This is a genomic window from Paeniglutamicibacter sp. (assembly GCF_046714615.1).
Lineage (GTDB): Bacteria > Actinomycetota > Actinomycetes > Actinomycetales > Micrococcaceae > Paeniglutamicibacter.
On the sequence record NZ_JBKKAP010000101.1, the window covers coordinates 1 to 26,374 of the forward strand.

The window sequence follows — 26,374 nt, forward strand, 5'->3', positions numbered from 1 at the left end:
AGGGCCTCGAGGAACCCGGCGCCGCCGGGGCCGATCTTGGCCATCGGGAGCATCAGCACGGCCGTCCCGACGGCAATGGCCGTTCCAAAGCCGAGGGCGATGCCCTGGGCCGGATGCCGGGGGAGCAACGCCCGTCCGATGGCCCTGGCTGTACTTGCTGCGACATGCATAAGTCATAGGGTAAACGCTGGGGATGAAATCCCGGCCATTGGCCATGAAATTCGGGTGACAGCGTTGCGCAGGGTCATAACTGGCTGTGGGCCGCTGCCGGGAATGGTCGCCGGGCAGCGGACATGCGGCCTGGTAGACCGGGTGAGTCGGCCCCTTGGCCGGCCGATGGCCAAGACTGGGTTTCACCACGTTTTCCCTGAACCATCAACCCGCCGTTTTCAGCAGGCCCTTTGACCGTCCTGTGGGACGTTCCCTAATCGGTCCGGTCGCACATTTCTGATCTCACCTCGAATAGCAGAGTATGCAGCGTTAGATCCCCCGCCCCGGCGCTGATCCGGCGCTACCGAAATTCAGCAAAGACACGCACCGTTCCGGTGCTGAAGTCAGATCCCTCGGTCAGCCCCAAGGACTGGTAGAAAGCACGCCGTTGGGTCTCGTCATCCTTGATGAGCACCCTGTTCCAGGCGGATACGACAAAAGAAGAACTTTTGATCGCTTGGAAGAGCAAATCCGGGCTGTTGGTGTAGTCCGTCCAGCCAACTGAGTTGTACGGCGAAAGGATCTCTGCATCAGATATGGATGTGGAGGTAGACAACGTGAACGGTGGCATTGGGCCAGTCTTGCACGAGGAATTGCCGGCCGCACTCTCCACGGGTAAAGGATCGGATGGTTTACCGACATGATGAGCCTGACACCAGGCCGCAGGACCCGCCGCATCTCCCTTAGCGCATCCACCCAGTCTTCCAAATAGTGGAAGACAACGAGGCCATTGCGTCATCTAACGGGTCATCAGCGAACGGCAGCGGCTGGCCAAAATCGGCTACGAGCAGGTCCTCCTCTTCACCAAGTCTTTTCCTGGCGAAATTGAGCATGGCTTCACTAGCGTCAGATCCACTCACGGTGGCACCGCGGTCAAGGAGTGCTCTCGCAAGCGGTCCGGAGCCGCAACCGGCGTCAAGAATCCGGCAATTGCGAACTTCACCCGCGAGATTCAGCATCGCCGGTCGTTCATAGAATTCATTAAGAAGACTAGTCTCGTTTGCGATCGAGTATGCCTCGGCAAAGGTGTCGTCATTGGTATCCTGCGACATATGAATTTTCCTCCGGAACTCGGACTGATCATTGGGGGCAGGCACTTTTATGAAAGTAACAGCCTTATCTCACTCTTGCGGACAAAAATAGGCAAGGAAACGACATTCGCAGATTCAGTCTCATAATCATGGTCTGAACTGGGCGAACAGATAGCATTGACCCCAAGTGACTCGACGGCGGTGCCCGACGATGATTCTCAGTCGCAACCCGAATCCCTTGGATTCGGTCCGGGACCCCAAGGAGGCACCTCACGTGGTAGCACTACTCATGGCTTCGTCCATAGCCTTAATATTGGTTTTGGCCGGAACCCCACTTTTTACCCGTCTACTGGCGAAGAAGAGCTACGGCCAATTCATCCGCGAAGATGGCCCCAGCTCTCATCACACAAAACGTGGAACACCCACGATGGGTGGCGTGGTCATCATCGGTTCGGTGGTGATCGCCTACTTCGCTACGCATCTCTTCGCGATGATGACCGGGGCATCAGGCGGCCCGACAGCGTCGGGGCTTTTGTTGCTGATGACTACCGTTGGCATGGGCGTTGTGGGTTTCTTGGATGATTACGCCAAGATTTCCAAGGAACGTAGTCTCGGGCTCAGCGCACCGGCGAAGATTATTGGCCAAACATTGGTCGGGGTGCCGTTCGCTGTCCTCGCCCTCAACTTTCCCGATGCAAACGGACGCACACCCGCCTCCACCGCAATCTCCTTTGTCCGGGACACGGATATCGACTTGGCCGTCGCCGGTCCACCAATCGGGGTCATTCTGTTCGTCCTGTGGGCCAACTTCATCCTCACCGCCGCCTCCAACGGCGTGAACCTGGCGGACGGCCTCGACGGGCTGGCCACGGGCGCCTCGATCTTCGTTTTCGGTGCCTACATGCTCATGGGAATCTGGCAGTTCAACCAAGGCTGCGGTACCCCCGGGGTGGCGGCCAATATTTGCTACGAGGTGCGTGACCCTATGGATCTTGCACTGATCGCAGGCGCGATGTGTGGTGCACTCGTCGGATTCCTCTGGTGGAACACATCCCCGGCGACAATCTTCATGGGTGACACCGGGGCGTTGGCACTCGGCGGCGCAATTGCAAGCTTCGCCATCCTCTCGCGCACCCAGCTTCTTTTGGTCATCCTGGCCGGCCTCTTTGTCATGATCACGCTGTCCGTCATCATCCAGGTCAGCTTCTTCAAGATCTCCGGCGGCAAACGTGTTTTCAGGATGACTCCCTTGCATCACCACTTCGAGCTGCAGGGCTGGCCACAGATATCCGTTGTGGCCCGCTTCTGGATCATTTCAGGTCTTTGCGTCGCCGTCGCCCTCGGCATCTTCTACGCGGAATGGGTCGTCTTAGTGTGACCAAGCCCGTTCGCGGGGCATAAACCTCATTGTCATTACGAAGCTAGCCGCTAAAAATGCCATTCGAGCGAGTTGCGTGAATGGCAGTTTTTCATACCGTAAGCGATCCTTTGACGGGACAGCGGTGGCGGGAGGGAATTCATCCTCGCAGGCCCCTTCATGACTCACCCTTAGTCTGCGATCAATCCCAGGGCTTGCCGCCGGACACCCCCGGCGGCTGCCGGCCGAACAAGGCACAGCATGGCCGCGAGGGGCGGCCGGGTTTTCGGCCAGACGGCGTATCCGAGGCAGGGGGTGCATGCGGTATCTGTCATGCAAAGCGACGCCCCAAACCCCGTAAACACCACGGGAAGTGTCACCACCAAAACCCCCGGAACTGTCACCGAGGTGTTGAGGCAGAACTGTCACCGATGTCTTGCGACATAGCAAGGAAGACTAAAGGATCCGCCTGAACGGATCCCTCGACTGCGAAAAGCGACCTGATAAGCTATTTTCAGGCAACTGCAGGGTTTAACGGAGCTTTCAGTCGCCGTACTGGTGAAACTTGAATCCTTTGACCGGTGCACGCTGTGGGACTCGATATTTTGTCGGGTCCCACACGCGTCTAGCGCTGGGTGTTTCAAGCTTCTTGCCGCGCGAGTGCGTCAAGGTTCGGCCTACGGTTTCCGTGCTCCTCTGCAGCTTCTGTTTCATTACTCCGGCACACCGCGAGGCCGTCCAGGTTGGCGGTGTTTCGCCGGCAATCGAGCATGTGTCATGGACCGCCGGCCCATGCAAATTAGCTGCGGCTCTTCGTCCCGATATGTCTCGGCCTGGTCCGTCCATGGTGTCTGGGATTCCCGGCGAGAACCGCCATTTGTGGCGGAAGGAAGGCCGCCCCGCGTGGCCAGGAGCCACAGCGTGTGGTTCCCGTCGGGGGATCGGGGCGCTCTGGGTCGTTTTCGCGTAGCAACCGAGACCATCACCATGCAACGATGACGTGAATTCACGTTTTTCTGCATTATCGTTTCATGACCACGACAGCGACCATCTCGCATACCGCCGCCCTGGCGCGTTTCGGCCATGCCCTCTCCGACTCGACTCGCGCGGGTGTCCTGCTTGCCCTTCGGCAGGCCCCCGCCTTCCCCTCGGATCTTGCCGAGGCCCTGGGGGTTTCCCGGCAGGTCATGTCGAACCAGTTGTCCTGCCTGCGCGGTTGCGGTCTGGTCGAGGCAGTGCCCGAAGGCCGGCGCTCCCTGTACCGGTTGAGCGATCCGCAGCTGAGCGCCGCCATGGAAGAGTTGCTGCGTGTGGTCCTGCAGGTGGAACCCGATTGCTGCGTGGGTCCGGAGTGCGCATGCTGAACGTTGCCACGGCCCGGCAGGAGCGCCGCGAACTGCTCAAGGTCCGCATACGGCTCATCGTTGGCATCACGATCACGTACAACGTCATCGAGGCCATTATTGCCCTTGCCGCCGGCGCTGCGGCGTCCTCGGTCGCCTTGATCGGCTTCGGCCTGGATTCCATCGTGGAAGTCCTTTCCGCCGCCGCCGTTGCCTGGCAGTTTGCCTCACCTCATCCAGAGCACCGGGAAAGGAAGGCCCTGCGCCTGATCGCAATTTCCTTCTTCGGCCTCGCCGCCTATGTGAGCGTCAGCGCGGGGCTGACCCTGGCCGGCATCACGGAGGCGGAACACAACGGCGTTGGCATGATCCTGGCTGCCGTGAGCTTGGCCGTGATGCCCTTCCTGAGCCTGGTGGAACGTCGCACCGGCCGAGAACTGGGATCGGCCTCGGCCGTGGCCGATTCCAAGCAGACCTTGATCTGCTCCTACCTCTCCGCCGCCGTCCTGGTGGGCTTGCTGCTCAACAGTCTTCTTGGCTGGGCCTGGGCAGACCCGGTGGCCGGTCTGGTGATTGCGGTTTTCGCTGTCAGGGAAGGCCGTGAGGCGTGGAGGGGCGAGGCTTGCGCCCAACCCGTTTCCGTCCTCACCGGCGAACGCGGGGACCCGGAAAACGGCACAGGTTGCTGTTGATCGCTCTTCCCTGACAACGGGCCACCTTGGACGAACCTCGCCGCACCCCGGCCAGGCACCGACGCCGGTCGTTTCCGGGGCGAGGATCGGCAGGCATAAGGGCAGGTGAGAGCCGGCCCGGAAAAAGCGCAAGGCCTTGCGTGGAGAGTCCACACACGGCCCTGCGACGCCGGTCGCTGGGTTCGGCCGCTACCTGCGGCGGCCGCCCGGGATGATCGATCAAGATTCCCTGGTTTGCGTCACCCGGGACGTTTGATTTCCGGCTCGCGGAATCTAGGGTGTTGCCTCTGCGCGCGTGGTGTGGTGCGTGCGGCGTGTCAGGAGCAGGGCGAGGGCGACCATGCCGATGCCAAGCACCAGGTGAAGCCAATTGTCCGCGTCGTTCAACGGCACGAAGTTCATGTCGCTGTCGTGGTCGATGACCAGCCCGTAGATCCACAAGACCAGGTAGATGACCCCGCCCCAAAGCAGGTAGTTCCTGGCCGAGCCGCGGGTCCGGGCCAGCGCGATGCCTCCAATGCCGAAGAGCAGGTGCACGATGTTGTGCAGGATGGACACCTGGAATACGCCCAACAGCAACGCCTCCGAATGGTGGCTGGCAAAGGAGAGTTGGTCGTAGTTGGTCGTGACCCCGGGAATGAACCCCAGGATTCCGACGAGCAGGAACACGGCGCCGACGGCCAAGGTCGCCTTCTGGACGTTGGTGCGCTCGGTGCCGGCATGTGCTGTGTGGCTGGTCATGGTGTGGCCCTTTCCGAGGATCGTGGCTGCAGCGACCTGCTGCGTTCTCACATAGTCCTCCATTCCGTCCGCCGAGGGACCCCCCCAAGCGCCTATGCATAACTCCGTCGCAGGGCTTCAGTGTCGTTTTCAGGTCCTGGTGGAATTGCCACGTACGGGCAAGCGGCGCGGCTTGGTGGAAGCCAGTAACCCCGACGCCATCACTTCCATCACCAACGACGAAGTGCGGATCGACCAGACCCGCGAACACCTCACCGGCGCACCTGTCTACGATCCCGACCTGGTCCAGGAACGCGACACCTACGGCAGCATCCTGGACCACTACGGATATGGGCCGTTTTGGGGGCCGGATTACCGGTACCCCGACTACCCGAACTACCGGCACTAGGGTTGCCTTAACCCATCGGCGCCCGTGGCGTCGCCACAGCGGGAGAGGTGAAAACCACGATCGCGCAGAAAGGCTTCAGTGGTTTCGTGCCGTTGAAGCCCTGCGCCATTTCCGAACCCCTTCCGCAATGTCTGCGCCAAAAGCACGGACCCGGTGCTGCCGCCCCGGATCACTGGGCCGGGTTGCGGCAAGGGCCGAGTGGCCTACCCCGGGCCAAGTGCTTACAACGGGTGGATGTTCTCCGCCTGCGGCCCCTTGGGTCCTTGCACAATTTCAAACTGGACCTTCTGGTTCTCTTCCAGGGAGCGATAGCCGCTGCTGGCGATCGCCGAGTAGTGCGCGAAAACATCCGCAGATCCGTCATCGGGGGCGATGAAGCCAAAACCCTTCTCGGAATTGAACCATTTGACCGTGCCTGTTGCCATCGTTGCGTCCTTCTCTGGATTCGTATCGCCACCGGCCGGAAGCCGAACAGGAAGAGTGCCTTCCCTGCCGCAATGCTACGGTCGGGTGTCAGACCAAGGCAAGGACCGCGGGGCTACATCGGCGCCAGGCACCGCCGCACACCACCAATCCCGATCGACAGTCCATCGAGATGTGCAGGGATTCCACCAGGTCTCGCGCCTTTGGCGGCGACAAGAACGCGCTGCCCACTCGAGGGGAAAGGTGTTTCGGGAGACCGTCATGGCACGGCCAGGGAACCCGAAACCCAGAAAGGCCGCTCTGAACACTTCACGCTGGAAAACCAGGGAGTGCGCACGAGGAGTTGTCTCGTGGCGTAGCCGCGCAAAGGTTATGTGGCGCTGCATCAGGTACCGGTCCTTGGGTGCCGGCCGGGAAAACACATGGCTCAGCGATTCCTGCCGCAGCGTTTTCGGTTTGTCGACCTGGGGGAAGCCGCGGGCCTCCCGGTTATTGGTCATTTCCTGGGCGTCCGCGATGCTCCCGCGCCACTTGTGGAGAGGTTTCCTCCTGCAGTTCCTGTCCGCTGGATGAGGATTTGGTCGGGCACCCGGAGGCTAGTCGGTGATGAGCTCCTGGGCCCGGGCGAGCACGGCGTTGAATCCACCCTGGTGGAAGTGCTGCCGCTGCAGCCCTGCACCGGTCCCTTGTTCCATGATGCGGGCGAGTCCTGCGATCACGTACTCGTCATCCCCGTTTTTCTTGAGCTCCGGGAGGATGAAATCCATCATGGACGCCAGCATGAGCGCGGCGGAGGTTCCTTTCCCGTCGACGGGATTGACGTGGTTTCCGCGCAACCCGAATTTTGCCGCCTGCCATTGCGCCAGATCCAGGGCTTCCGGCAGGGGGTCGAAGCCCGTGGCGGCACCGTTGAGGCTGGCATCGACCAGGGACCTGGCGATCAGGGCGATCAGCACGGTGTTGGAGGCGTTCATCTGGGAGTCCGCCGCGCGGATTTCCAAAGTGGGATAGCGGGTGGAGAGTCGTGCGGCCCAGCTGATATGGCCGGAATCCAGCACTGCGTCGGCGTCCATCATGAGCTGCATCCTGCGCTCGTAGTCCGTGGCGTCGATGAAGCGCGGGGGGAAACCCTGTACCGACCAGCGTCGGTAGTGGATGTTGCGCCACGATGCGAACCCGGAATCGGCACCCTTCCAATACGGCGAATTGGAGCCAATCGCTGTCAGGAGGGGAAGCCAGCGGCGTACTTCGTTCAGGGCGGTGACCCCCGCGGACGAATCCTCCACGCCCACGTGAATATGCAGACCCGAGAGGTAATGCTCGGCGGCGATGGTGCCGCAGAATTCATTGATGATTCGGTACCTGTCCGAGGGGCTTACCTGCGCCGGTGCACCGGAGATCATCGGCGGCGTCCCCAGCGCCACCGCGGCGTGACCTGCCTCTTGGGAGACCCGCGAAAGCGCCCTGCGGTAGGCGCGCACCGTTTCAAGGGCTTCTTGCCCGGTTTCCATGACGGGGCTGTTGCTCTCGAGTTGGCAGGCGAAGAACTCGCCCTGGGTGGTGGTTCCCTCGACGGCGAGCGAGAGCATCTCGGCCCGCGCCGAGGCGGAGGGTGCCGCCGGCAGACCGGTGAAAACGTCCAGCAGAAAAGATTCTTCCTCCACACCAAAACTACGCATGTCTTGCCTCCATGTCCCTCCGTTACCGAGATGATCCACTGACATATGCGCGAACCGAGGCTCAGTCATCACCCCTAGCTGTTTGATTACACCATGTCCCGGTCCCGGGAAACTGCCGGTGTGCGAAATCCGTAATATGTTTCGCACTTGCCGCACCAGCAATCGACGTCCCACGCAACGGGACGGGAAGTTCCCGGGTGCCAGACGGGAGCAAACTTCTCGAACACCAGGTATTCATCCGTTTGGCAGACATCGCACGAAGGCCGTGAGCACATGGGCAGGAGGTCCGGCTCAAGCTTGCCGCCGAGGAGCAGCCGGAGTGGGTGGGACTCCGATGCGTCAGCGTCCGGGTGAAGGATTTCGATGGTTTCCTCCTGAAATATGCATTCAACGGCTGTCGCGTTCACGTTGCGTCAACCCATGCTGCAAGATCAGTGTTGGGCCATGCACGGACCGCTAATTGGTACCCGGGATCCATATTCGTGGAGAACGGCGGAAGCCAGCACCTTCAGGGTAGGCGCGGTTTCCGGGAACGTACAGCCCCGGACACGCCACGAAACTTCGTTCAAACTCGTGGACCTGCCATGTCCAACCAGGAAAACATTTACCCGCCAGATGCGTTCCCCGCCCCTCGGAGTCCAGTGAGAATTGGTCCGAGAATTCACGCCGAGGGGACAATGGTGGTGTCGCCCGCCCGTGTGATGGCACGACAGAGAGCTCAGCGACCTACCGTGATTTCGGGAATTTCCGGTGCAGGTCGGTGACGCGGACAACGTGTTCAGGGGATTAGGGACCGTTGTTGTGTACCGGGTTCCACTGCCATAAGTTCAGTGTCATGGACACGCCGAGAAGAATGGATGTTTTTTGGGGAGCTCTGCGACCTGGTATCGGAAATGGAAGACCTCCAAGGCCTTCTGGAGAGCCTGGCCGTCCACGCATCCGCAGCACTGTCACGGGTCCTCGGCGCGAGGGTCGAGTGTTCGGTGGCCCTGCATCGAAACAAACACCCGGCGACCATCGCCGGAAGCGACGCCCGAGTGGTTCTCCTCGAGGGTGTGGGGAAATTCTTGGACGAAGGACCTTTCCGACACGCGCTGCGTACCGGGTTGCCGGTGATACTGCCGGACTCGTCCGATTCCCGCTGGCCCGGGTTCGAACGCGAGATGACGGTACGGGGATTTACCGGCCTACTGGTGATTCCGCTGGACGTGGGACCGCGCGCAACCGCCACACTGAATCTTTTTGCTGGCGAAATCGACATCTTCAGCAATGGCTTGGCACCGGACGCCCTGGGTTTCGCGGATGAAGGCAGCCGGGCGCTGCGCATGGCACTGAGGATCGCGGATGCCGAGCGGAAAACGGAGGATCTGTCCGCCGCCCTGGAATACCGGACTGCCATTGACCTGGCCCGCGGCATAGTGATGGCCCAGAGCCGTTGCACAGCGGCCGAAGCCTTCGAGGTACTTTGCAAAGCATCGAGCAACCGCAACCAGAAGCTGCATGACGTTGCCTTCGAAGTGGTCTCCCGATTTGCCAGGTCGCCCGCACTCACACATTTCGAGCCCTGACCGGATGTGTGCGCGATTCGGATCATGGATATTGGTCCGAAAGCGAAGATCGAGCGGCCGGCCTGATCCCAGGGGGCAACCTTCATGTTTCCCAGGACTGGTTTCCGCTTTCGTCGTGGACTGTCTTGCGGCCATATTTGCCCCAGTCGGCCCATCAGGCCAGCCAGTAGGGATGCGACTCACCAGGAATAGCAACCGCACAATGTGATCCGAGTAGCATCTAGTCAGCCGGGGTCGCCTTGGCTAGGATCGGCTCAAGCCCCCTTTGCGAGAGGGCCCACCGTTGTCGGGGGTTTGAACGATTCTTGGGGGAATTCCACGTCAGAGTCCTGGGCTTCTTGTGGGCTTATCGACTCAGTTCGGGCCGCGTCCAAACCCTCGGCAATGCAAGGGCCAACCATTGGCTTGCTGCTCAGCGCGGCACGATCTTCATCATGTATTAGAGGGGTGTTCCCGCTGACTCTGGCGACACAGGCTCATGCGCGGTCCCGGCCCAGTCAGACGACGACAAAGCTCCACCGCGGCTACTTCACCAATACTTCAGCACCAGGACACGAAACACCATGTCCCATAAGTCGATTCTCGTGCGGCACACCCCACCAGTAGCCCGGGCCGGGTGGCCGGAATTCCTCATCCGAATCTTGGACAGGTCGACCTCTGAGGTGGTATCCAAGATCTGCGCGGGGCTGGATGTTCCACCAGCGATGTGGGCTCCAGCGGGTGGACGATTGGCTGCATCCTGCCCGCTCAGGATTCCGGATTGCCCGCCCCGCTTCCCGGGTCTACACTTTCGGCAACGCCCAGACTCGCCCGGAGGAACGACCATGGCCCAGGATTACGACGAAGCCCGACCGGAGGTGGCAGAAGCTTCCGAACGCACCTTGAAAGACGTCCGGCAAATGGATGCGTCCAGCGCCCAAAGCGTCCAATTCGACTGGGAGGAAACGGATCTTTCAGAGGGCAGCGAGCTTCCGGGGGGCGATCGTGCTCGATGAACTCGTGGTGGAGGTCGTTCCCCAGGGATCGGACGAGTTCGTCTGCGGGGAATGCTTCGTGGTCCGGCACCTCAGCCAGGCCGCCAGGGAATTCGATGGTGTGAGGATCTGCCGCGATTGCGCGGAACCCTAGAAGCCCCACGGTTCCTGGCGGCGAGCTGACCGAAGGTCCGAGTGGCGGCCCTCGGCACTATTGAACTCTTCTGCCTCGCCCTTCTGGCCTGCTTGGCGACGACGAAAGGTTCATTCCTCAGGAACAACCACATGTGCCAGCTGCAGGCATCGCGGAACCGGACACGCCCCCAGCAAGATCGCCGCGAAGAGAAGACTTACCGCGTGTTCGATGGCGTGAAAAGCCCGCAGTTCGCTACGTGGCGAAACCAGGCCGTCGCCATGCAACCCCATCGCGAAGTCTTGTTTTGCGGGTCCTCCAAGTCAATGATGAGAGGTACGAACGAAGAGAACGGAAGTTAGTCGCATGCGTGGAAGCAACCTTGTATGGACGATTGTGGGAGTTCTTGTGGCCATTGCCTTGGTGATCTGGATCTTCGCAGCAATGTAGGAGACATCTTCTCTCAGTAGTCATGATGGTGACCGCCACGGTTTGGCGAGGCTACTTTAAGAGCGAGTTGGAATACAAGCACCCCTTGTATTCCAACTCTTTCTGTCCAGGCGGAGAATCGATGGCGTCTGTCATTCTTGAAAGTCCTCAACACCGCTCGCTTGGGAGCCATCTTGCCGTGAACGGTTGAACTGGCTCATCACCCAGTTCTTTGGGAGCGGGACTGCAATGATCGGCAGGGCCAGGAATTTCTCCGGAATCAATTGCGATGTTGCAGACCCTGGTTCAAGAAGCTGCCCCAACTACCACGCAGAGCAGACTGCTGGAACGGCCAGTCCTGAATAGGAACGCCGCCAGCTGGAAGAACTCCGGCGCGAAAGCAGCGGCGGCTAGCCATGGGAACGCTAGACCCGGACAAGTACCAAGAACTACTTGCTAAACCCGACGAGCTGGATAGTGTCCCGGTCCGATTGATCCGCCACCAAGCGCAGAAATGCGCCGCCATCATCAGCGCCGGACGCATGGGCCATGCCGCCTATGCGGAGGAAATCCGGAACGCGGCCGGATTCCTTCAAGGCGCCGCCCTCGAAGCAGGGGCCATTCTTTCGGCCTCCCGAACAGCGGAGGCCTTCTGGCAAGAGCTCAATGACCGTCCCTGGCCCCTGTCGGGCCCGCCAAAGGACTGACCGCTACTCGGAGGTATGGAACGAGCATGGCTATACCCGGAAACTTGCGATCCACCTCCCAGGCATGAGCCAAAAGACTCCCCATCGGGTCCCCGGGATGGATGAACCGCCCGGTCCGCACAACTTGCTGAGCCATAGTGCGGCCGGCCGATTCGGCAGACATCTCAAGCAAGGTCAGGTGATGGTCAAAAGAAATCGTCGCCGTTGTCATGGGAGCGAGCCTAGCCCACCACCACCAACACTTCGCCAAAAGAACACCCTGAAAGCATCGGCATGGACGACACAGAAACCACCCACCGGAACTCCTGCGCGAGACCGAATCCCGCACTGTGTCCCATCTGGCAAAAGACGGCTTCATCGGAGAGCCGACCACCCGCAAAGGGAACGTTCCCGCCACGCCAAAAGATGGCCATATCTCCGGAATCTCGGACTAGAGGATCAGTGAAAAAGGAAACGTTGAGGAAGGTTCCCAGACGGATTCCCCAGAGTCAGTTGCAGCGGCCGGCATAAGTCTGCTCAGGTCAGTCGTTGCAGCTTTCCATTATTGTGCCGGTCACGCAAGCTGAATGCCGATCCCACGCCCATCTTCAGCTCCGGTGCAACGGTGTTCCCGTCGTAGAGAAGTAGTTCTTTGTGTCCGGGGCCATGCATCCATTGCTTTGACAGGTTTTCCAGGGCGACCCGGCGGCGGTTGTCAGCCGCGTTGGTCAAGGGAAAGGTATCCCTTAACCGTGGCATAGAGCCGGGTCCCGTCCAGGTTCCGCGGCAATCCCCGGGCCGGGGCCAACACCCGCAGGGCCGGGCCGTCAATACCGTCCAGCCGGAGCTGCACGTAGAAATCCACCAGCACGGGGCCCAGGCCGGACAGCTCCGCCAGGGGCAACGCCAGCGTGTGCCCGGCACCGCTCCGGGCGAGGTCGAATGCCATGGTGGCATCGGCGCCGCGGGCCCGAGCGAGCAGCCGCACCGCCTGGTAGCCGACCGCCTGTCCCAGGTCGAACAGCAGTCCGGCATTCGGGGAGGCTAGCAGTTCCGCGCGGCAGGCCGGGTTCAGGTCCTCTTCGGTTCGGGCCAGCCGCAGCAGGCCTGCCTCGTCCTGGGAGCGGACCAGGCGGGAGCGTTGCAGATGCGGGAAGCCCAGGTGTGCCTCCAGGGCCTCGGGAATGTGTTCGGAGGCGAAGCGGGCATGCGCCGCCAGCGTCCGGGCGCGTGTGTGGGCGTTCATGGCCCGGAATCGTGCCGGGGCGTAGGCGCGCAGCACCTTGCGTCGGTACAGGTCAAGCACCAGCACCTCCGTCTGTCCGGCATCTTCCAGGTTGTCCTTGATGATCCGCGCGATTGTTGCCACGGAGTTGGTGTACTCTTCGGGGGCCGAGCGCCGGGAGCTGATGTTGCCGCCGTCCTCGCGGGTACGGATGAAGTAGTAGTCGTAGTCGACCAGGATGGAGTTGCGCCGGGAGGCCAGGTAGCACCGGGTGAGCATCATGCCATCTTCAAGTCGGATGAGGCCCTCGGGAAACCGGATGCTGTGCGTGTCCAGCAGCTCGCGCCTGACCATCTTCTGCGGGGACAGGGTGGCCAGGATCGTGCGCAGCGGGGCGTCGACCAAGGTCTTCGTGTAGACTCCCGGAACAATTCCCCGACCGCCGATCCCGACCATGCGCGGTGCCAGCACGTCCACCTGGTGCTCATCGGCGAATGCCACCATCCTGCGTAGGGTCTCGGACCCCAGGACGTCGTCGGCATCGGCGAAGAAGACGTAGTCGGAGGTGCTCGCGGCGATCCCGACGTTCCGGGGCTGGCCCGGCCAGCCGCTGTTGCGCTGGCGGATCACGCGCCAGTTCGGATGATGTGCACCGAAGTCCTGGAGCACCTGTGCCGCGCCGTCGGTCGACCCGTCGTCGACGGCGATCACCTCGAACAATGCCGGGTCCAGGTCCTGCGCGGCAAGCGACTCGAGCAGCTCACGCAGGTACGGCATCGCGTTGAACACCGGGATGACCACCGCCACCCGTGCCGTGCCGGCGCTGGTGGTGGGCCCGGAATCCGTGGCGCGGATGCCGAGCTGTCGCAGGCGCGCGTCAAGCCCCTTGGCCTTGCGGCGGACAGATCCAATACGGGGCGTGATGTTCATGGTGATCCTCAGGGGTCGTGTCGAAAAGCGGCACGGTGCCGGTGATCTACGCCACGGGACCGTATTGGACAACTGTAGAGGATTCGTCCCACATGGATTCGGCGGCCGTCGGCGGTCAGGGAGCGAAGAATCCCGATCTGGACTGCGCAGTGATAGTCGTTTCGTCGGGCATGATTGGCTGCAACCGTATCCAGCCAGTGAGCACCCTGGCATGAACGAATCGAGGCCACCGTGACGACGAAACACAGGACAGCTTCCGGACTGATCTGGCGCGCACAACAAATTGAACGTAAATCGCCCGAGGGGCACCGCTCGACGGTCAAGTTTGCCGACATCAGGCAAGCGCCGGAGTCAGGATTGTTCGCCGCGGAAGTGGCCGCACAGGATCCCGATATCCAAGCCGTGTCGATGGATCTGGAAAGCGATGTGGACTTCACCGGGATCGAGTCGCTACCTCAGCTATCCGAAATCCTGGTCTATGGCTGCCGACGGGTCCTGCCTTATTCAGGTGCCCCCGCCGGCACGCTGAGCCTGAAACGCCTGCGCCTGCCCTACACGAGTGGCGTGACGGAACACCTCATTGCCTCACCCCCTCTCCACCAGGTGGAAGTGGAGGGAGGCACCCTCGACATGCTCCAAGACCTGTCCGGTTCGACCCGCAAGGTCAAGCTACGACGCGTGAAAAGCGCGTCCCGCCACACGGACTGGGGCATGCTCGGCCAGGTCGAGGAATTTGAGATCGTCCAGTCGGGGAAGATCGAGGTCCAACCGCCCCGTGACAACTGGCCCGAGTTCGTGGAATTCTCGCTGGTGAGTTCGATTCCGGGCCTGGTGCAAGCCTCGAAAATCAAGCCTTTCCGCCGTGTGGCATTCAATGGCTTCCGCGCTATGGATCCCACCGCATCCATCTGGGACCTGCAGGCCGACTACGTGTGGATCGGTTTCACTTCCAGTCCTCCCAAATGGCTCGTCGAAGCATGGGATCACAGGCCCAAGGATTGGGCGGACGTCTTCCATCTTCCGGAACACCGATTGCTTCCGGGCTCGGAGGACCAACACTGGGACGAAGAGGATTGAAACGGCCACATCGGACACTTGCGGACCGCCCAGAGGCGTCCACGTCACGGATCCCCGAGCGCACTGAGCCTCGCCGGCCGATGGCCACCCGTGCACCGGAAGCCGGCTCGCGCGTTTCCGGCTCATGCTAACCGAGGCGGTGTGTAAGAATCTCCCCTAAGCCGGCTGTCCGTCGGCGAGGGAATCGATTAAGGAGCACTGCACATGGGCGCATGGGATGTCTCGGTCTTCGGGAACGACGACGCCGCAGACTTTGGGTACGAGTTCGATTAGGCGAACACCGCAGCCGAGGTCGCATCGGTGATCGAGGGGGCCCTGGACACGGTCATTCGCTCATCCGGCGAGGTGGAGGGCTCGGACGGGGCCACGGGTTTGGCGGCCGCCGCGCTTGTCGTCGCGTGGAATGAACCGGAGCTGCTGGCGGACGATGAAAACTACGCCCCCCAGCCATGGCCACGAAGCACGGACCCCCTGCCCGAACACCTTGCCGCCAAGGCCGCGGCAGTGCTTGACCGCATGAAGAACCCCGAGGACAACGAACTGGGTGAACTGTGGTCGGAATCGGGCCAATGGGAGGACTTTACCGCGGAAATATCCCGCTGGCGCACCCGCCTCTCCTGATCGCCACGACCTTGGGCAGCTCCCCCGCGCGACCAAGAACGAGCGCTTCCCACTGTCCCAGTGGGGGTTCGCGTCTGGGACACGGAGTGATCCAATCCGGACAGCGAGATAGTTGTCCCTTCCTCGGGCAGGATGGGCTGAAACCCCATCCTGCCAGTGAGCACCCTGGCATGAACGAATCGATGACCCCGTGGCAAAACACAAGTCAGCTTCCGGACTGATCTGGAGCACGCAAAAACTGGACCGCAAACCGTTCGGCGGGAACCGCGAGACGGTCAAGTTTGCCCACATTAAGCAATTGCCGGAGTCCGGATTGTTCGCCGCGGAAGTAGCCTCGCAGGATCCCGATATCCAGGCCGTCGCGATCAGCCTTGAAGGCTACGCGGTGGACTTCACCGGGATCGAGTCCATGCCCCGGCTTTCCGAGCTCCTGATTCATAACTGCGAAGGGATCCTGCCCTACTCAGGTGCCCCCGCCGGCACGCTGAACCTAAAACGCGTGATCATGCCCTACGCCGGTGGCGTGACGGAGCAATTCCTTGCCTCCCCTCCCCTCCAAGACGTGGAAGTGGACGGCGGACCCCTCGACATGCTCCAAGACCTGTCCGGTTCGGCCCGCAAGGTCACGCTACGACGCGTGAAAAGCGCGTCCCGCCACACGGACTGGGGCATGCTTGGCCAGGTGGAGGAGTTCGAGATCGTCCAGTCGGGGAAGATCGAGGTCCTACCGCCCCGTGACAGGTGGCCGCAATTCGTGAACTTCACGTTGGTGAGCGCACTGGAGGGAATCGTGCAGGCGTCGAAAATCCAGCCGTTCCGCGGTGTGGCATTCAATGGCGTCCGCGCCATGGATCCCACCGCGTCCATCTGGGACCTGCAGGCTAATTGCGTCTACTTCGATTTCGATTTCAACGCCAGGCCTCCCAAGTGGTTGATCGAAGCATGGGACGACAGGCCCAAGGATTGGGCGGACGTCTTCCGTGTTCCGGAACACCGTTTGCTTCCGGGCTCGGAGGACCAAGACTGGGAAAGGAATGGAAACGGCTACATCGAACACGAGGCATGACCCTGTCCGATATGGCAGGCCACTCGCGGACCGCCCTGCGGCTTCCACTCGACGGATCCTTGGGCGCATGGAGGGTCGCCGGCCGATGGCCACCGGTGCACCGCAAACAAGGCTCGCGCGTTTCCGGCTCACATTGACCGGAGGGTATGCAAGAATCTCACTCAAGGCCACCCCTCCGGCGGCCCGGGGATCGACGAAGGAGCACTGCACATGGGCGCATGGGATGTCTCGGTCTTCAGCAACGACGACGCCGCTGACTTCGGGTACGAGTTCGATGATGCGAACACCGCAACCGAGGTTGCCTCGGTGATCGATGCGGCCCTGGACGCGGTCCTGGGCTCATCCGATGACGTGGACGGCTCGGACGGGGCCGCCGGTTTGGCAGCCGCCGCACTTGTCGTCGCGTGGAACGAACCAGAGATGCTTCAGGACGATGAAAACTACGCCCCCCAGCCCTGGCCACGAAGCCCGGACCCCTTGCCCGACCACCTTGCCGCCAAGGCCGCGGCAGTGCTTGACCGCATGAAGGACCCCGAGGAAAACGAGCTGGGTGAACTGTGGATGGAATCGGGCCAATGGGAGGACTTCACCGCCGAAATCTCCCGCTGGCGCGCACGCCTCTTGACGTCCATGCCCCGGGGCGATTCCCCCGGCAACACCCGGAACGGGCCTTCCCCCTGTCCGGTGGAGGTTCCCCTATAGAACGGTGCGCGCCGCATTTTCTGGCGTTTGGGGATGCAACATTTGGGATCGAAAACCACACGCTATGGTGGTCAAATGATGACAATCATTTCTGCCCCCGTGGATCACATTGTTGCAACCAACGATGGCGTGGACGTGCGGTTCGTCGGGATCGAGGTGGTTGTCGACGTTCCGGTCGCTACAGCCGGATGGTTAGGGACACATGGAATAAGGCTCCACCTCGAAGGGGTTCGCAGTCCCGAAACCCAGCGCCGCGACGAACACTACGTCGCGGAAATGTCGCAGTGGGCCAACCTGAGGGAACGTGACGGGGCGGAAACGGCCGGGGACTCGCCGGCCATGCCCGGTCAGCTAGTTCTTGGCCCTGTTAGAGCGAATATCTCGGATGATATAGGAACCACATATCGCTGCGATGTCGGGCAAGTCGCTGGAAGCGGGACCGATTGGGAAGCGACTTGGGTGTACCTTCCTGAACCGCCTGATACTGCTCGATTCCTACATATTGAGTTCACTGTGGCCGGAGAACCAACTGGCAAAACCTGCAAGGTGGAAATTGGCTAACTCCTAAATCGTCCGCTAAGGGTTCCGCTTTCGGACAGCCCATCGCAGTGCAGACGACTTCGGACACCCAGTGCAGTCGCCATTAGACGAAAATGACGAGCGCTTCCCTTCCATGGTTCTCCCCAGGGCCAGATCCCCGAGGTACATCATCGCCCGGAATACGGTGGAAAGGCGCAAGGTACGCTCACGATTGGCCCACGGATCCTGCCGAAACACTGCCCCAATCTTGTGCAATACCAGGCCGTGAACTTGGGGAATCCCCGGAATAGTGATTTACGTAGCCGGTCTTGGGGGTCGGCTAACGAAACCCGGCGGCGGACCAACCGTGATCCCTTTCCACTGCGAAAACATTGACCAGCGGATCTTGGCCCTTCCCGAATTGGGAGCGCGCCATGCTCCAGGGACAGTGAAACCACAGTTGACAGGACATGGTTGGTCGGATGCCGCGAAAATAGCGGTTACCCTCAGACATGTAGCCAATCCCATACAATTCGGAGTTTCAGCGCCTGGGGGCTTGGGGAGAGACGGGTCGGCACTATGCCGGGCCGGGCAAATCATTCAATGAGCTCGATTCCCAAGACAAAGGCAACAACCATGAAACCCCCATCCGCACATATCCGCAAGATCGCCATGTTCGGCGCCGCCCCCCTGGCCATCCTGCTCGCCGGAACCATGGTCTGGCAGGGTTCCCAGGCAGCCTTCACCGCCTCCACCCGAAACGCCGGCAGCGCCTGGAGCACCGGCAACGTCGTCCTCACCGACGACGACCTGGGCGCGGCCGCCTTCACGGTGGAAAACATCGTCCCCGGCCAGACCGGCCAAAAATGCATCGTGGTCACCTCCGGGTCCGACGTTCCGGGAGTGGTGCGCGCCTACACACAGAACCTGATCAGCGCCAAGGGCCTCCAGGACCGGATCCACTTCGACCTGGAGCAGGGCACGGGCGGCTCGTTCAACGACTGCACCGGCTTCACGCCTCATACCAACAACGTCCCGGAAATGACCCTCGCCGCGCTGTCGGCGGCCAACCACGATTTCTCCACCGGCGGCTCCCCCTGGGAGACGGCCGGTACCCCCGGCGAAACCCGAAGCTACCGCGGCACCTGGCGCTTTGACACCACGGGCATGAGCCAGGACGAGATCAACGCCCTGCAGGGCGCCCGCGTGGGCATCGACCTGGTGTGGGAGCTCCAGTCCGACGAGTCCCCCACGGCGCCGTAGCCGGGAGGCCACGGCAGCCATAACCTGTGAACCGGAAGGAACCCGGGTCCGCCCGGAAACCCTCCCGGTGGGGCCCGCTGTTTTCCGCTGACGGCTGGACGCTGTTTCTGGCGTCCCTCGCCTCGCGGCTGTATCTGGGCGTGTTGTTGAGCCTTGCCCTGATGGCGATGCTGCCCGCCCTGCTGGGCTGGCACGGCACGGTGGTGCAGAGCGGGTCCATGGAACCGCACATCAGCCCCGGCGACGTGGTGCTCGCGGCGGACTTCGGCGCAACCCAGCAGGTCCCGGTGGGCGGCGTCGTGGAATTCACCAGCCCGGCGGAGGCCGAGCCCGGCGGGGTGGAGAAGACCCGGCTCCATCGGATCGTTGCAGAAAACCCGAACGGAACCTACGTCACCGCGGGCGACGCCAACACCGAGGTGGACAGCACCCCGCTGGACCGGGGGCAGATCACCGGGCAAGCCAGGCTCCTGGTTCCCGCGGTGGGGCTCCCCGGGCTCTGGCTGGGCAGCGGGAACTTCGCCGCGCTCGCGTGGTGGAGCGTGCTGACGCTGCTCGCCGTCGCCGTTGCCGTGTTCGGCACCCGCACCTCCCAAGACGATGAGGAGGACGACGAAGGCAACGAAGCAGACAGCGAAGACGACGGCGAAGTGGCAGTCGGAGATCCGCTTCCCTCTGACCATTCTCGGCGCTGGAAGGCAGGTGCCGCGCTCGGCCTCCTGGCCGCATTGGTTGTCCTGGTGATGGCCACCGCCACGGCCTTCTCATCGGCCGCATTCACGGCCTCCACCGCGAACGCCTCCAACACGTTTGCCGCGGCTGCGGACTGGACGCCGCCTTCGGCCACCATGGCCAGCCCCGGGACCACGGTCCGGGCAAGCGTCGCCCTGACCGCGGAGGCCAGCGATGCCGAAACGGGAATCCGCAGCGTGGTCATCCAGTACCTGCCGCCCAACGGCTCATGGACCACGCTGTGCACCCGGGCGGCCGAACCCTATACGTGCCAGTGGAACACCCAGACCGTGCCGGACGGGGCCTACGGCCTCCGTGCCGTCGCCACCGACAATTCGGGACTCACCACGATTTCATCCACGGTGCAAACCACGGTGGCCAACACCTTCACTGTGGCCTTTGAGATTCCCGGCGACATCGTGCGCGGCACCGTGAATGTCGCCGCCACGCTCAACAACCCGGGCGGGACTGCCTACACCGTTCGGGTGGAGTATTCCTTGGCGGGGGCCAACAAATGGAACACGCTCTGCCAGAACCTGCCTTCCCCCTACAACTGCACCTGGCCCACCGGCAGCTTCGCCAACGACGCCTATGACCTGCGCGCAGTGGCCGTCTCAGGGGGCGCTTCCACCTACTCGGAAACCATCACCGACGTGCTGGTGGACAACGCGGCCCCCACGGTGTCGATGGGCGATGCTGGCACACCGCTGCGGGGCACCAGCACCTTCGCCGCCGGGGCCGCGGACGCTGACTCTGGCATCGAGAAGGTGCAGATCCAGTACGCCCGCACGGGAACCAGCACCTGGGCGCAGCTCTGCAGCATCACCGAGGCACCCTATTCCTGCCGGTTCAACACCACTGTCATGGAAAATGCCTCCTACAGTTTCCGGGCCATCGCCACGGATGCGGCGGGCAACAGCACCACCTCGGTCCCGGTCGCCAACAGGGTGGTGGACAACACCGTATCCTCGGTGTCCATGGAGGATCCGGGGGCCTACCTGTCAGGCAGCGCCACCCTCGCGGCGGCCGCGAACTCCACGGCGGGCGTGGGCAATGTCCGGATCCAGTCCTCGCCTGCGGGGACAAACACCTGGACCACCCGGTGCACCCTTGCAGCAGCGCCGTACTCATGCGACTGGGACACGCGGACCGTGTCCGACGGGCTATACGACTTCCGAGCCGTCCTCACCGACGGCGCGGGCAAGGAAACGACCTCCGTCCTCGTGACGGGCCGGCGCGTGGACAACAGCCCCCTGCGCGGCGCCGACGTCCAGGCCGCGAACGGCACCGGAGTCCCGGGCAAGTTCGACGCCGGCGACACACTGAGCTTCACTTACAGCCAGCAGGTCAATCTCGCGTCCGTCACCCCGGGATGGTCCGGCGCTTCCCTGCCGGTGACCCTTCGGCTTCGCGACGGCAACGTCCAGGGCCTGGGCACGGGCAACAGCGGAGACATCGTGGACATCCAGAGGCCGGGCAGCACGGTGAACCTGGGCACGATCAACACGAAGGGCAACTTCGCCAAGACCAAGAAGACCTTCACTTTCAACGCCACCATGACGGCCACCACGGTGACCACCGCCGGCATCCCGAAGACCGTGGTCACCCTGACGCTGGGAAGTGCCAACAGCGGGACCGGCAGCCTCAACATCGCCGGCACGGCTGCCGCGATGGTGTGGACGCCGACGTCGTCCGTCACCAGCGCAACCGGCGTCCCATCCTCCGTCGCACCGGTGATCGAAACCGGAACGCTCGACAGGGACTTCTAACCACGAAGAGTGCAGGGGGCGTCCGGCCAGTTTCGTGTGTCCCAGTGGACGTTCCCCTACCGGGCTGCTGAAAATCGGCATGTCGGGGTTGAATAATGTTTGCTCGTTACTACAGTCGTGGCATGACTGACATTCTCGTTCAACAGGCCTATTCGGAGAGAACCGCTGAGTACACATCCGCACTCGGCGCGATCGACCAGATGCATGCGCTTGACCAACATCGCATTGGACGTTGGGCAGAGCTGATTGGCGGTCGCGTGCTCGACGCGGGATGTGGGCCGGGGCATTGGACAGATTTCCTGCACAGGCGGGGCGTCGACGTCTCAGGCATTGATCTAGTTGCCGAGTTCGTAGACGGGGCGTGTCGCCGCTTTCCTGACGTTACATTCCAAGTTTCCTCACTCCGCCATATCGACGCAGCTGATGGAGGCTTGAAAGGGGTGCTCGCCTGGTACTCCCTGATTCATGTGCCGCCAACGGAACTACCCACGATCCTTTCCGAGCTTTCCCGCGTCCTTGCACCACAAGGACATCTACTCATCGGTTTCTTTGAGGGTGATTCCGCAGAACCCTTTGATCATGCGATCACCACTGCTTATTACTGGTCTGTAGAACAGATGACCTCACTGCTCCACAGTGCGGGGTTCGACGTGATTGACGTCGAAACGCGCCAAGATTCTGGAAGCCGGCCCCACGCAGCAATTTCCGCGATTGCCCGGTAAAGGTTCCGCTATCGGGTTTGCCTCACGGAAAGTCAGGCATCACTCGCAGTGTCGGTCAGGTCCTTGCAACAGGTCCTTGACGAGCACTTGATCGCGTTCGTTGGCCTGCTGGACAGTTCCGTCGTCCGAGACCCATGAGTATTCACTGACATCAGTAATCCCGGTCCTGCGGTACCCCAGACCCAGATACAGGCGTTCAGCATGGGGATTGTCATGGGCCACGCCCACCGCTGCCTGGGGCATTCCCTTTCGCCCGATTAGTTGCTCCGCTGCGGCAATCAACGCGGTCCCGACCCCTTGACTGCGATACTCGTCGCGGACCTGCAAATGGTTGATCTCCACGGCCCGGGGGAATGCCTCCCGCGCGCTGGGTCCTATGCATCCACCCCACTGAACGACTCCCGAACCCAGGGGCTCGTCGTCCCTCCAGGCGACCAGGTACGTCGTGTCACCGGCGAGCTGGCCGGAGTGGTGCGATTCATGCACGCCCCCGTGAGCCTTCCAGCGTGAGGAAAGGGCGGCGAGGTCATCGTCTGTGCGGGGGCGAATTTCCATATCCCCATTGAACATGCCGGGGTAGAAAAAGGGAGGCAATCACGGGCAAACACAGGCTGTTGCCTGGCGGTGCTGAAAAGCAAAGGCACAAAGAATGTCCGGTTAGCGTTCGGTTACTGCGACTGTTCGTCTCTGGCTTTCTGCCCGTCAGGCAGGATATCGAGCATGATGTACATCAGATTGCCCTCGTGGCCTTCCCCGGGAGGCGGATTCTTCAGCTCGTGCTCCAGCCGAGTCCGGAGCGCATCGCCGGTCTCGGGCCACGGCACAAAGCTTGTAGGTCCGGTGTATCTCCCGAGCTGGGCATACCCCTTGGCGCACAGGGCCAAGACAGTTCCTGTGGCCTCTGCAACGGCCTCGTCCTCGGTCAGGACGCTGCCCTTGGCTTCGTTGATGATCCCCATGATGTGGAGGAAAAGGACCCAGTCGTCTTCACCGTTTTCGATGATCTCAAGTTCGATGTCGTTGAGCGGATCAGCCATGGAGTTTCACCGATTCCCGGCTAAATGCAAGGGCCCTTCTCATTCGCGTTTCCCTTTGCCTGGTCACTTCGATCATTGCAGCCTGCACCAAGCCGTCCTGGATCAGTTGAAGGAGAGTCTACCCATCCCGGAGGACCGTCCTAGAAGAAGATCCTTCGAGTCCGTTGCCGGTGCTGATGGCCGCCCCACGAAATGTCCGGTCAAGGTTCGGCTTTCGGGCACAGTGCTTTAAGGTCCGCCCCGGCAATCCGAACCATGCAAGCGCGAATCAGGGCTGTGGTATCAGGAAGTGCGCGACGACTGTCAGGAGCAGGATTACCGGCACGGCGACGACGGCGCATCGGGACAGACCGCCCAGCCACGGGTTTGCTCTGGGCCGAAGCAACAGCCCGACGACGAGGGTCGCGAGCAGCACTGAGAGTATGCCTGCGCTAATCAGCGATGCACGAACAGGCAGTAGCTGCGGAGCGCACGCCGCCGGAAGGCTGGCCGCACAGGCCCAACCTGGCAGGAATGGCTGCGCCATCCAAAGCGCGAGCAAGCCCAAAAGGACGACACAAGCTGCGAATACAGGGGAGCGCGTGGTTCCGTGTGTCCTGATGGGCATGCAACCAGACTATCGATCAGGAACGCCCATTGCGCGCCGACCGCGACGTCGTCACCAAAGAGCCGTACGTTCCGGGGCACAACAGAAGCATTCGTCGCGCATTTCCTCCTTGCGCATGACGCATGCCAAGTGAACAGTTCCGCTGAACGTTCGGCTTGCAGGACGGAGCCGAGCAGTTTCTGGGGCCAGATCCAGCTTCTGCCAAAAGGCTGGGTCTCGCTTATTTAGGGCGCCGAGGCATCGATGAGTCCCTGGAGCGAACCCCGCGTGGTGGCCAGCGCGGCGATCCGTGCGTCATAGTCGTTAACGTGCTCAATAAGGACAGGGACGGCGCAAGGTTCGAGGCGGCCAGGCTCATGGATGCAACTGATCAATTCACGAATCACGCGGATTGGCAGGCCCGCATCTAGCAGCTCACGTATGTATATCACCCGCTCGATTGCACTGCTGTCGAACAATCTTTGCCCGGTCGAGGACCGTTGAGCCGGAAGGATTCCTTCGTTCTCATAGTGGCGCAGCAGACGGGGGTTAACTCCGGTGTGCGCCGACAGGTCGCCGACCCGGAGCAAACTACCTGCACTTGACCTTGACACTAATGTCATCTCCTACATTGCAAACATGGCGAATTCAGAAACGTACTTCAATGGTAAACCGGCTACGACCGACGACCTGGCCCCGCTGGCGTTCGCGGGGTACGCACACTTCACCGCGATGCAGGTGCGTGATCATGCAGTGAGAGGACTTGACCTCCACCTAGACCGGCTGCGTAACGCGAGCAATGAGCTCTTCGGACATCACTTGCCCGACGAGCAGATCCTCGAGCTTCTTGCCTCGGCCGCCAAGGTCGCCCCGCCCGACATCTCGCTGACTTGCTACATCAGTTCACAGCCAGGGGAGTTCATGCGAACTCATGGAACGGTTGATCTTGACGTCCTCGTCAAAGTCACCGCCCCTGCCGCGCCGCCACCCGCACCACTATCGCTCGCTGTCTATCCACACGAGCGGCATCTTCCGCACGTCAAACACGTGGGCGAGGTTGCGAAAACGCAGCTTCTTCGCCGCGCCAACGCGCACGGATTCGACGATGCCGTGTTCACGAATGCGTCCGGTCACCTGAGCGAGGCAACAATATGGAACGTCGCATTCTGGGACGGCCAATCTGTAATCTGGCCCGAAGCTCACGTGCTTCCCGGAATCACGATGCAGATCCTGAACCGTCAACTCGCAGCCAGTGGCATTAACCAGGTCACGCGTCCGATCCACACAACAGACTTGAACGGGGACATCGCGGGGGCGGTGATGAACTCGTGGAGTCCGGGGATCCCAGTTGCGCGCATCGCCGAGCAGTCTCTCGCCGACACTGACGAGCTGGTAAGTCTCCTGCATCAGGCCTACGCCTCGGAGACACCAATCTCCTTGTGAGCTGGAGGGGCGCTGGCCACGCAGGACAGTCTGCCCCTAAGCAGACACCTCAAGGGACCCTCCCGCAGGACGTTCGCCATCCGGCCGCAGCACGGCAGTGCGGCCGATGACGAAGGTGCCTTGCGGGGAAGCATCCCCGAACTCCGTTATTGGATGATTAGGGACAGTTCGTCGCAGCTCAGCTTCCGGTCAGCATATACAAGGCGAATTGCGTCAGGATCCGGGTTGCCGGTATCGATTCCCCGGTGGGCCAGCGTGAGCCCGATCTTCTCGGCGACGCGGGCCGACGCCGTGTTGTGTTCGAGTAGGTAGGCGACGACCGGGATTTCAGGGCGGCTTCGCTGCGCATGATTCATGGCTGCGAAAGAAACCTCGGTTGCATAGCCGCGGCCTTGGGCCTCAACCGCAAACCGGTACCCCAGGTTCCAAAAAGCATTTCGCTTGACCGAGCAGCCGCCGTACCCAAGGATCTTGGTTGCCCCTGCGGCCCTCACCACCCACGGCCCGAGTGAGTCCCGGTCCCATGCCCCATTCCAGGATTCCAGGATTCCAGCATCACGCGGGTCTTCTCCAACGAGGAATGTCGCTGGGTCGGGATGTGGGTCCAAACGCGCGGATCACTAAATATCTCATGTAGACCTGCGACGTCCTCGGCGGTGGGTCGGTCCAAGGACAGTCGTTTTGTTTCAGTCAGCATGGTGCAACTCTAACGGGGCATGCATTAATTCATCCTTCATTACATGCCACGCCGGTGAAGCAATGCCGAGCCGTCCCGTTGGAGGTTCCCCTTGCGGAATGATCACGTATCGGAATCCGTGCTACGCCCCACCACTGATCCGGCAACCGGCCAGCGACCGGCTTGCGGGCTTGTGGGCTCATCACGACTGGCGATGATGATTGCCGATGTCAGCGGTTCATGCCATCGTGAGGCATGACTATTGAACGCATCCGCCCCGAGGGGCTTGTCCACAGTCCAGCCTTCAGTCACGTCGCCATTGTGCCGGCCGGTGCAACCACAATCTACGTTG

28 protein-coding genes and 1 pseudogene are annotated in these 26,374 nt (G+C 61.8%); 18 read left to right on the top strand and 11 right to left on the bottom strand.

What is annotated here, in order from left to right; translation table 11 throughout:
• Positions 1-511: 511 nt before the first annotated feature.
• Positions 512-781 carry a hypothetical protein gene (locus tag ACLQ7E_RS12220; protein WP_411732851.1) on the bottom strand — a complete coding sequence of 90 codons (270 nt, stop codon included), beginning with the start codon at positions 779-781 and terminating at the stop codon, positions 512-514.
• A 112-nt stretch (positions 782-893) separates the two neighbouring features.
• On the bottom strand, positions 894-1,262 hold the full coding sequence (locus tag ACLQ7E_RS12225) for a class I SAM-dependent methyltransferase (protein ID WP_411732852.1): 369 nt from the start codon (positions 1,260-1,262) through the stop codon (positions 894-896).
• Positions 1,263-1,515: 253 nt separating this feature from the next.
• Between ACLQ7E_RS12225 and mraY the strand changes: the two genes are divergently transcribed.
• From mraY to ACLQ7E_RS12240, 3 genes are all read left to right on the top strand, one after another.
• Complete coding sequence (gene mraY, locus ACLQ7E_RS12230; protein WP_411732853.1) at positions 1,516-2,619, top strand: phospho-N-acetylmuramoyl-pentapeptide-transferase; 1,104 nt, start codon at positions 1,516-1,518, stop codon at positions 2,617-2,619.
• A gap of 1,010 nt (positions 2,620-3,629) precedes the next feature.
• Positions 3,630-3,962, top strand: a complete 333-nt coding sequence (locus ACLQ7E_RS12235) for an ArsR/SmtB family transcription factor (RefSeq protein ID WP_411732854.1) — start codon at positions 3,630-3,632, stop codon at positions 3,960-3,962.
• Positions 3,956-4,633, top strand: a complete 678-nt coding sequence (locus ACLQ7E_RS12240) for a cation transporter (protein WP_411732855.1) — start codon at positions 3,956-3,958, stop codon at positions 4,631-4,633. Before ACLQ7E_RS12235 ends, ACLQ7E_RS12240 begins: the two co-directional genes overlap by 7 nt.
• 273 nt (positions 4,634-4,906) lie before the next feature.
• Here the strand turns inward: ACLQ7E_RS12240 and ACLQ7E_RS12245 are convergent, their stop codons facing one another.
• A complete protein-coding gene (locus ACLQ7E_RS12245) occupies positions 4,907-5,374 on the bottom strand; it encodes a DUF4383 domain-containing protein (RefSeq protein ID WP_411732876.1) in 468 nt (155 codons plus the stop codon).
• A 172-nt stretch (positions 5,375-5,546) separates the two neighbouring features.
• Between ACLQ7E_RS12245 and ACLQ7E_RS12250 the strand changes: the two genes are divergently transcribed.
• Positions 5,547-5,762, top strand: a complete 216-nt coding sequence (locus ACLQ7E_RS12250) for a hypothetical protein (protein WP_411732856.1) — start codon at positions 5,547-5,549, stop codon at positions 5,760-5,762.
• A 221-nt stretch (positions 5,763-5,983) separates the two neighbouring features.
• Here ACLQ7E_RS12250 and ACLQ7E_RS12255 read toward each other — a convergent pair whose 3' ends face one another.
• On the bottom strand, positions 5,984-6,187 hold the full coding sequence (locus tag ACLQ7E_RS12255; RefSeq protein WP_411732857.1) for a cold-shock protein: 204 nt from the start codon (positions 6,185-6,187) through the stop codon (positions 5,984-5,986).
• Positions 6,188-6,781: 594 nt separating this feature from the next.
• Positions 6,782-7,864, bottom strand: a complete 1,083-nt coding sequence (locus ACLQ7E_RS12260) for a YbdK family carboxylate-amine ligase (RefSeq protein WP_411732858.1) — start codon at positions 7,862-7,864, stop codon at positions 6,782-6,784.
• Between the two features lie 857 nt (positions 7,865-8,721).
• Here ACLQ7E_RS12260 and ACLQ7E_RS12265 point away from each other — a divergent pair.
• The 4 genes from ACLQ7E_RS12265 (at position 8,722) to ACLQ7E_RS12280 (ending at position 11,675) form a co-directional block, all read left to right on the top strand.
• Complete coding sequence (locus ACLQ7E_RS12265) at positions 8,722-9,432, top strand: GAF and ANTAR domain-containing protein (protein ID WP_411732859.1); 711 nt, start codon at positions 8,722-8,724, stop codon at positions 9,430-9,432.
• Positions 9,433-10,256: 824 nt separating this feature from the next.
• Positions 10,257-10,427: a DUF4193 family protein gene (locus ACLQ7E_RS12270; RefSeq protein WP_411732860.1), complete on the top strand. Its 171-nt coding sequence runs from the start codon at positions 10,257-10,259 to the stop codon at positions 10,425-10,427.
• Between the two features lie 7 nt (positions 10,428-10,434).
• Positions 10,435-10,560, top strand: coding sequence for a DUF4193 family protein (locus ACLQ7E_RS12275; protein ID WP_411732877.1), 126 nt, complete (start codon positions 10,435-10,437; stop codon positions 10,558-10,560).
• A gap of 824 nt (positions 10,561-11,384) precedes the next feature.
• On the top strand, positions 11,385-11,675 hold the full coding sequence (locus ACLQ7E_RS12280) for a hypothetical protein (protein WP_411732861.1): 291 nt from the start codon (positions 11,385-11,387) through the stop codon (positions 11,673-11,675).
• A 516-nt stretch (positions 11,676-12,191) separates the two neighbouring features.
• Here ACLQ7E_RS12280 and ACLQ7E_RS12285 read toward each other — a convergent pair.
• On the bottom strand, positions 12,192-12,386 hold the full coding sequence (locus ACLQ7E_RS12285) for a hypothetical protein (RefSeq protein ID WP_411732862.1): 195 nt from the start codon (positions 12,384-12,386) through the stop codon (positions 12,192-12,194).
• On the bottom strand, positions 12,370-13,809 hold the full coding sequence (locus tag ACLQ7E_RS12290) for a glycosyltransferase family 2 protein (protein ID WP_411732863.1): 1,440 nt from the start codon (positions 13,807-13,809) through the stop codon (positions 12,370-12,372). The genes ACLQ7E_RS12285 and ACLQ7E_RS12290 overlap by 17 nt, the downstream gene beginning before the upstream one ends.
• A 231-nt stretch (positions 13,810-14,040) precedes the next feature.
• Here ACLQ7E_RS12290 and ACLQ7E_RS12295 point away from each other — a divergent pair, with 231 nt between their 5' ends.
• The 8 genes from ACLQ7E_RS12295 (at position 14,041) to ACLQ7E_RS12330 (ending at position 22,280) form a co-directional block, all read left to right on the top strand.
• Positions 14,041-14,886 carry a hypothetical protein gene (locus ACLQ7E_RS12295; RefSeq protein ID WP_411732864.1) on the top strand — a complete coding sequence of 282 codons (846 nt, stop codon included), beginning with the start codon at positions 14,041-14,043 and terminating at the stop codon, positions 14,884-14,886.
• A gap of 300 nt (positions 14,887-15,186) precedes the next feature.
• Positions 15,187-15,507 carry a DUF4259 domain-containing protein gene (locus ACLQ7E_RS12300; protein ID WP_411732865.1) on the top strand — a complete coding sequence of 107 codons (321 nt, stop codon included), beginning with the start codon at positions 15,187-15,189 and terminating at the stop codon, positions 15,505-15,507.
• 190 nt (positions 15,508-15,697) lie between these two features.
• A complete protein-coding gene (locus tag ACLQ7E_RS12305) occupies positions 15,698-16,573 on the top strand; it encodes a hypothetical protein (protein WP_411732866.1) in 876 nt (291 codons plus the stop codon).
• A 210-nt stretch (positions 16,574-16,783) separates the two neighbouring features.
• Entirely contained in the window at positions 16,784-17,275 is a 492-nt protein-coding gene (locus ACLQ7E_RS12310) for a DUF4259 domain-containing protein (RefSeq protein ID WP_411732867.1), read from the top strand.
• 75 nt (positions 17,276-17,350) lie between these two features.
• Positions 17,351-17,836 (top strand): hypothetical protein, encoded by a 486-nt coding sequence (locus tag ACLQ7E_RS12315; RefSeq protein WP_411732868.1) that lies wholly within the window; start codon positions 17,351-17,353, stop codon positions 17,834-17,836.
• Between the two features lie 594 nt (positions 17,837-18,430).
• Complete coding sequence (locus ACLQ7E_RS12320) at positions 18,431-19,057, top strand: hypothetical protein (RefSeq protein WP_411732869.1); 627 nt, start codon at positions 18,431-18,433, stop codon at positions 19,055-19,057.
• 26 nt (positions 19,058-19,083) lie between these two features.
• Positions 19,084-21,558 carry a S26 family signal peptidase gene (locus tag ACLQ7E_RS12325; protein WP_411732870.1) on the top strand — a complete coding sequence of 825 codons (2,475 nt, stop codon included), beginning with the start codon at positions 19,084-19,086 and terminating at the stop codon, positions 21,556-21,558.
• A gap of 122 nt (positions 21,559-21,680) precedes the next feature.
• Complete coding sequence (locus ACLQ7E_RS12330; RefSeq protein ID WP_411732871.1) at positions 21,681-22,280, top strand: class I SAM-dependent methyltransferase; 600 nt, start codon at positions 21,681-21,683, stop codon at positions 22,278-22,280.
• A 39-nt stretch (positions 22,281-22,319) separates the two neighbouring features.
• Here ACLQ7E_RS12330 and ACLQ7E_RS12335 read toward each other — a convergent pair whose 3' ends face one another.
• The 3 genes from ACLQ7E_RS12335 to ACLQ7E_RS12345 all read right to left on the bottom strand — a co-directional run bounded on the left by ACLQ7E_RS12335 (position 22,320) and on the right by ACLQ7E_RS12345 (position 24,526).
• Complete coding sequence (locus tag ACLQ7E_RS12335; protein WP_411732872.1) at positions 22,320-22,766, bottom strand: GNAT family N-acetyltransferase; 447 nt, start codon at positions 22,764-22,766, stop codon at positions 22,320-22,322.
• Positions 22,767-22,948: 182 nt separating this feature from the next.
• The gene (locus tag ACLQ7E_RS12340) at positions 22,949-23,317 is read right to left on the bottom strand and encodes a hypothetical protein (RefSeq protein ID WP_411732873.1); all 369 of its coding nucleotides are present in this window, start codon (positions 23,315-23,317) and stop codon (positions 22,949-22,951) included.
• Positions 23,318-24,148: 831 nt separating this feature from the next.
• Positions 24,149-24,526, bottom strand: coding sequence for a MerR family transcriptional regulator (locus ACLQ7E_RS12345; RefSeq protein ID WP_411732874.1), 378 nt, complete (start codon positions 24,524-24,526; stop codon positions 24,149-24,151).
• A 16-nt stretch (positions 24,527-24,542) separates the two neighbouring features.
• On the opposite strand from ACLQ7E_RS12345, the gene ACLQ7E_RS12350 reads away from it, so the two are divergent.
• A complete protein-coding gene (locus ACLQ7E_RS12350; protein WP_411732875.1) occupies positions 24,543-25,346 on the top strand; it encodes an aminotransferase class IV family protein in 804 nt (267 codons plus the stop codon).
• Positions 25,347-25,492: 146 nt separating this feature from the next.
• Here ACLQ7E_RS12350 and ACLQ7E_RS12355 read toward each other — a convergent pair whose 3' ends face one another.
• The gene (locus ACLQ7E_RS12355) at positions 25,493-25,843 is read right to left on the bottom strand and encodes a GNAT family N-acetyltransferase (RefSeq protein WP_411732878.1); all 351 of its coding nucleotides are present in this window, start codon (positions 25,841-25,843) and stop codon (positions 25,493-25,495) included.
• A gap of 434 nt (positions 25,844-26,277) precedes the next feature.
• Here ACLQ7E_RS12355 and ACLQ7E_RS12360 point away from each other — a divergent pair.
• Positions 26,278-26,374, top strand: a pseudogene (locus tag ACLQ7E_RS12360) (RidA family protein); the annotation flags it as partial.

Bases quoted from the DNA above. Each gene is read 5' to 3' on its own strand.
- ACLQ7E_RS12220 (WP_411732851.1), bottom strand. From the start codon at position 781: ATGCCACCGTTCACGTTGTCTACCTCCACATCCATATCTGATGCAGAG.
- ACLQ7E_RS12350 (WP_411732875.1), top strand. From the start codon at position 24,543: ATGGCGAATTCAGAAACGTACTTCAATGGTAAACCGGCTACGACCGAC.
- ACLQ7E_RS12270 (WP_411732860.1), top strand. From the start codon at position 10,257: ATGGCCCAGGATTACGACGAAGCCCGACCGGAGGTGGCAGAAGCTTCC.
- ACLQ7E_RS12280 (WP_411732861.1), top strand. From the start codon at position 11,385: ATGGGAACGCTAGACCCGGACAAGTACCAAGAACTACTTGCTAAACCC.
- ACLQ7E_RS12260 (WP_411732858.1), bottom strand. From the start codon at position 7,864: ATGCGTAGTTTTGGTGTGGAGGAAGAATCTTTTCTGCTGGACGTTTTC.
- ACLQ7E_RS12245 (WP_411732876.1), bottom strand. From the start codon at position 5,374: ATGACCAGCCACACAGCACATGCCGGCACCGAGCGCACCAACGTCCAG.
- ACLQ7E_RS12265 (WP_411732859.1), top strand. From the start codon at position 8,722: ATGTTTTTTGGGGAGCTCTGCGACCTGGTATCGGAAATGGAAGACCTC.
- ACLQ7E_RS12290 (WP_411732863.1), bottom strand. From the start codon at position 13,809: ATGAACATCACGCCCCGTATTGGATCTGTCCGCCGCAAGGCCAAGGGG.
- ACLQ7E_RS12310 (WP_411732867.1), top strand. From the start codon at position 16,784: ATGGGCGCATGGGATGTCTCGGTCTTCAGCAACGACGACGCCGCTGAC.
- ACLQ7E_RS12255 (WP_411732857.1), bottom strand. From the start codon at position 6,187: ATGGCAACAGGCACGGTCAAATGGTTCAATTCCGAGAAGGGTTTTGGC.
- ACLQ7E_RS12315 (WP_411732868.1), top strand. From the start codon at position 17,351: ATGATGACAATCATTTCTGCCCCCGTGGATCACATTGTTGCAACCAAC.
- ACLQ7E_RS12330 (WP_411732871.1), top strand. From the start codon at position 21,681: ATGACTGACATTCTCGTTCAACAGGCCTATTCGGAGAGAACCGCTGAG.
- ACLQ7E_RS12345 (WP_411732874.1), bottom strand. From the start codon at position 24,526: ATGACATTAGTGTCAAGGTCAAGTGCAGGTAGTTTGCTCCGGGTCGGC.
- ACLQ7E_RS12225 (WP_411732852.1), bottom strand. From the start codon at position 1,262: ATGTCGCAGGATACCAATGACGACACCTTTGCCGAGGCATACTCGATC.
- ACLQ7E_RS12240 (WP_411732855.1), top strand. From the start codon at position 3,956: ATGCTGAACGTTGCCACGGCCCGGCAGGAGCGCCGCGAACTGCTCAAG.
- ACLQ7E_RS12235 (WP_411732854.1), top strand. From the start codon at position 3,630: ATGACCACGACAGCGACCATCTCGCATACCGCCGCCCTGGCGCGTTTC.
- ACLQ7E_RS12320 (WP_411732869.1), top strand. From the start codon at position 18,431: ATGAAACCCCCATCCGCACATATCCGCAAGATCGCCATGTTCGGCGCC.
- ACLQ7E_RS12340 (WP_411732873.1), bottom strand. From the start codon at position 23,317: ATGGCTGATCCGCTCAACGACATCGAACTTGAGATCATCGAAAACGGT.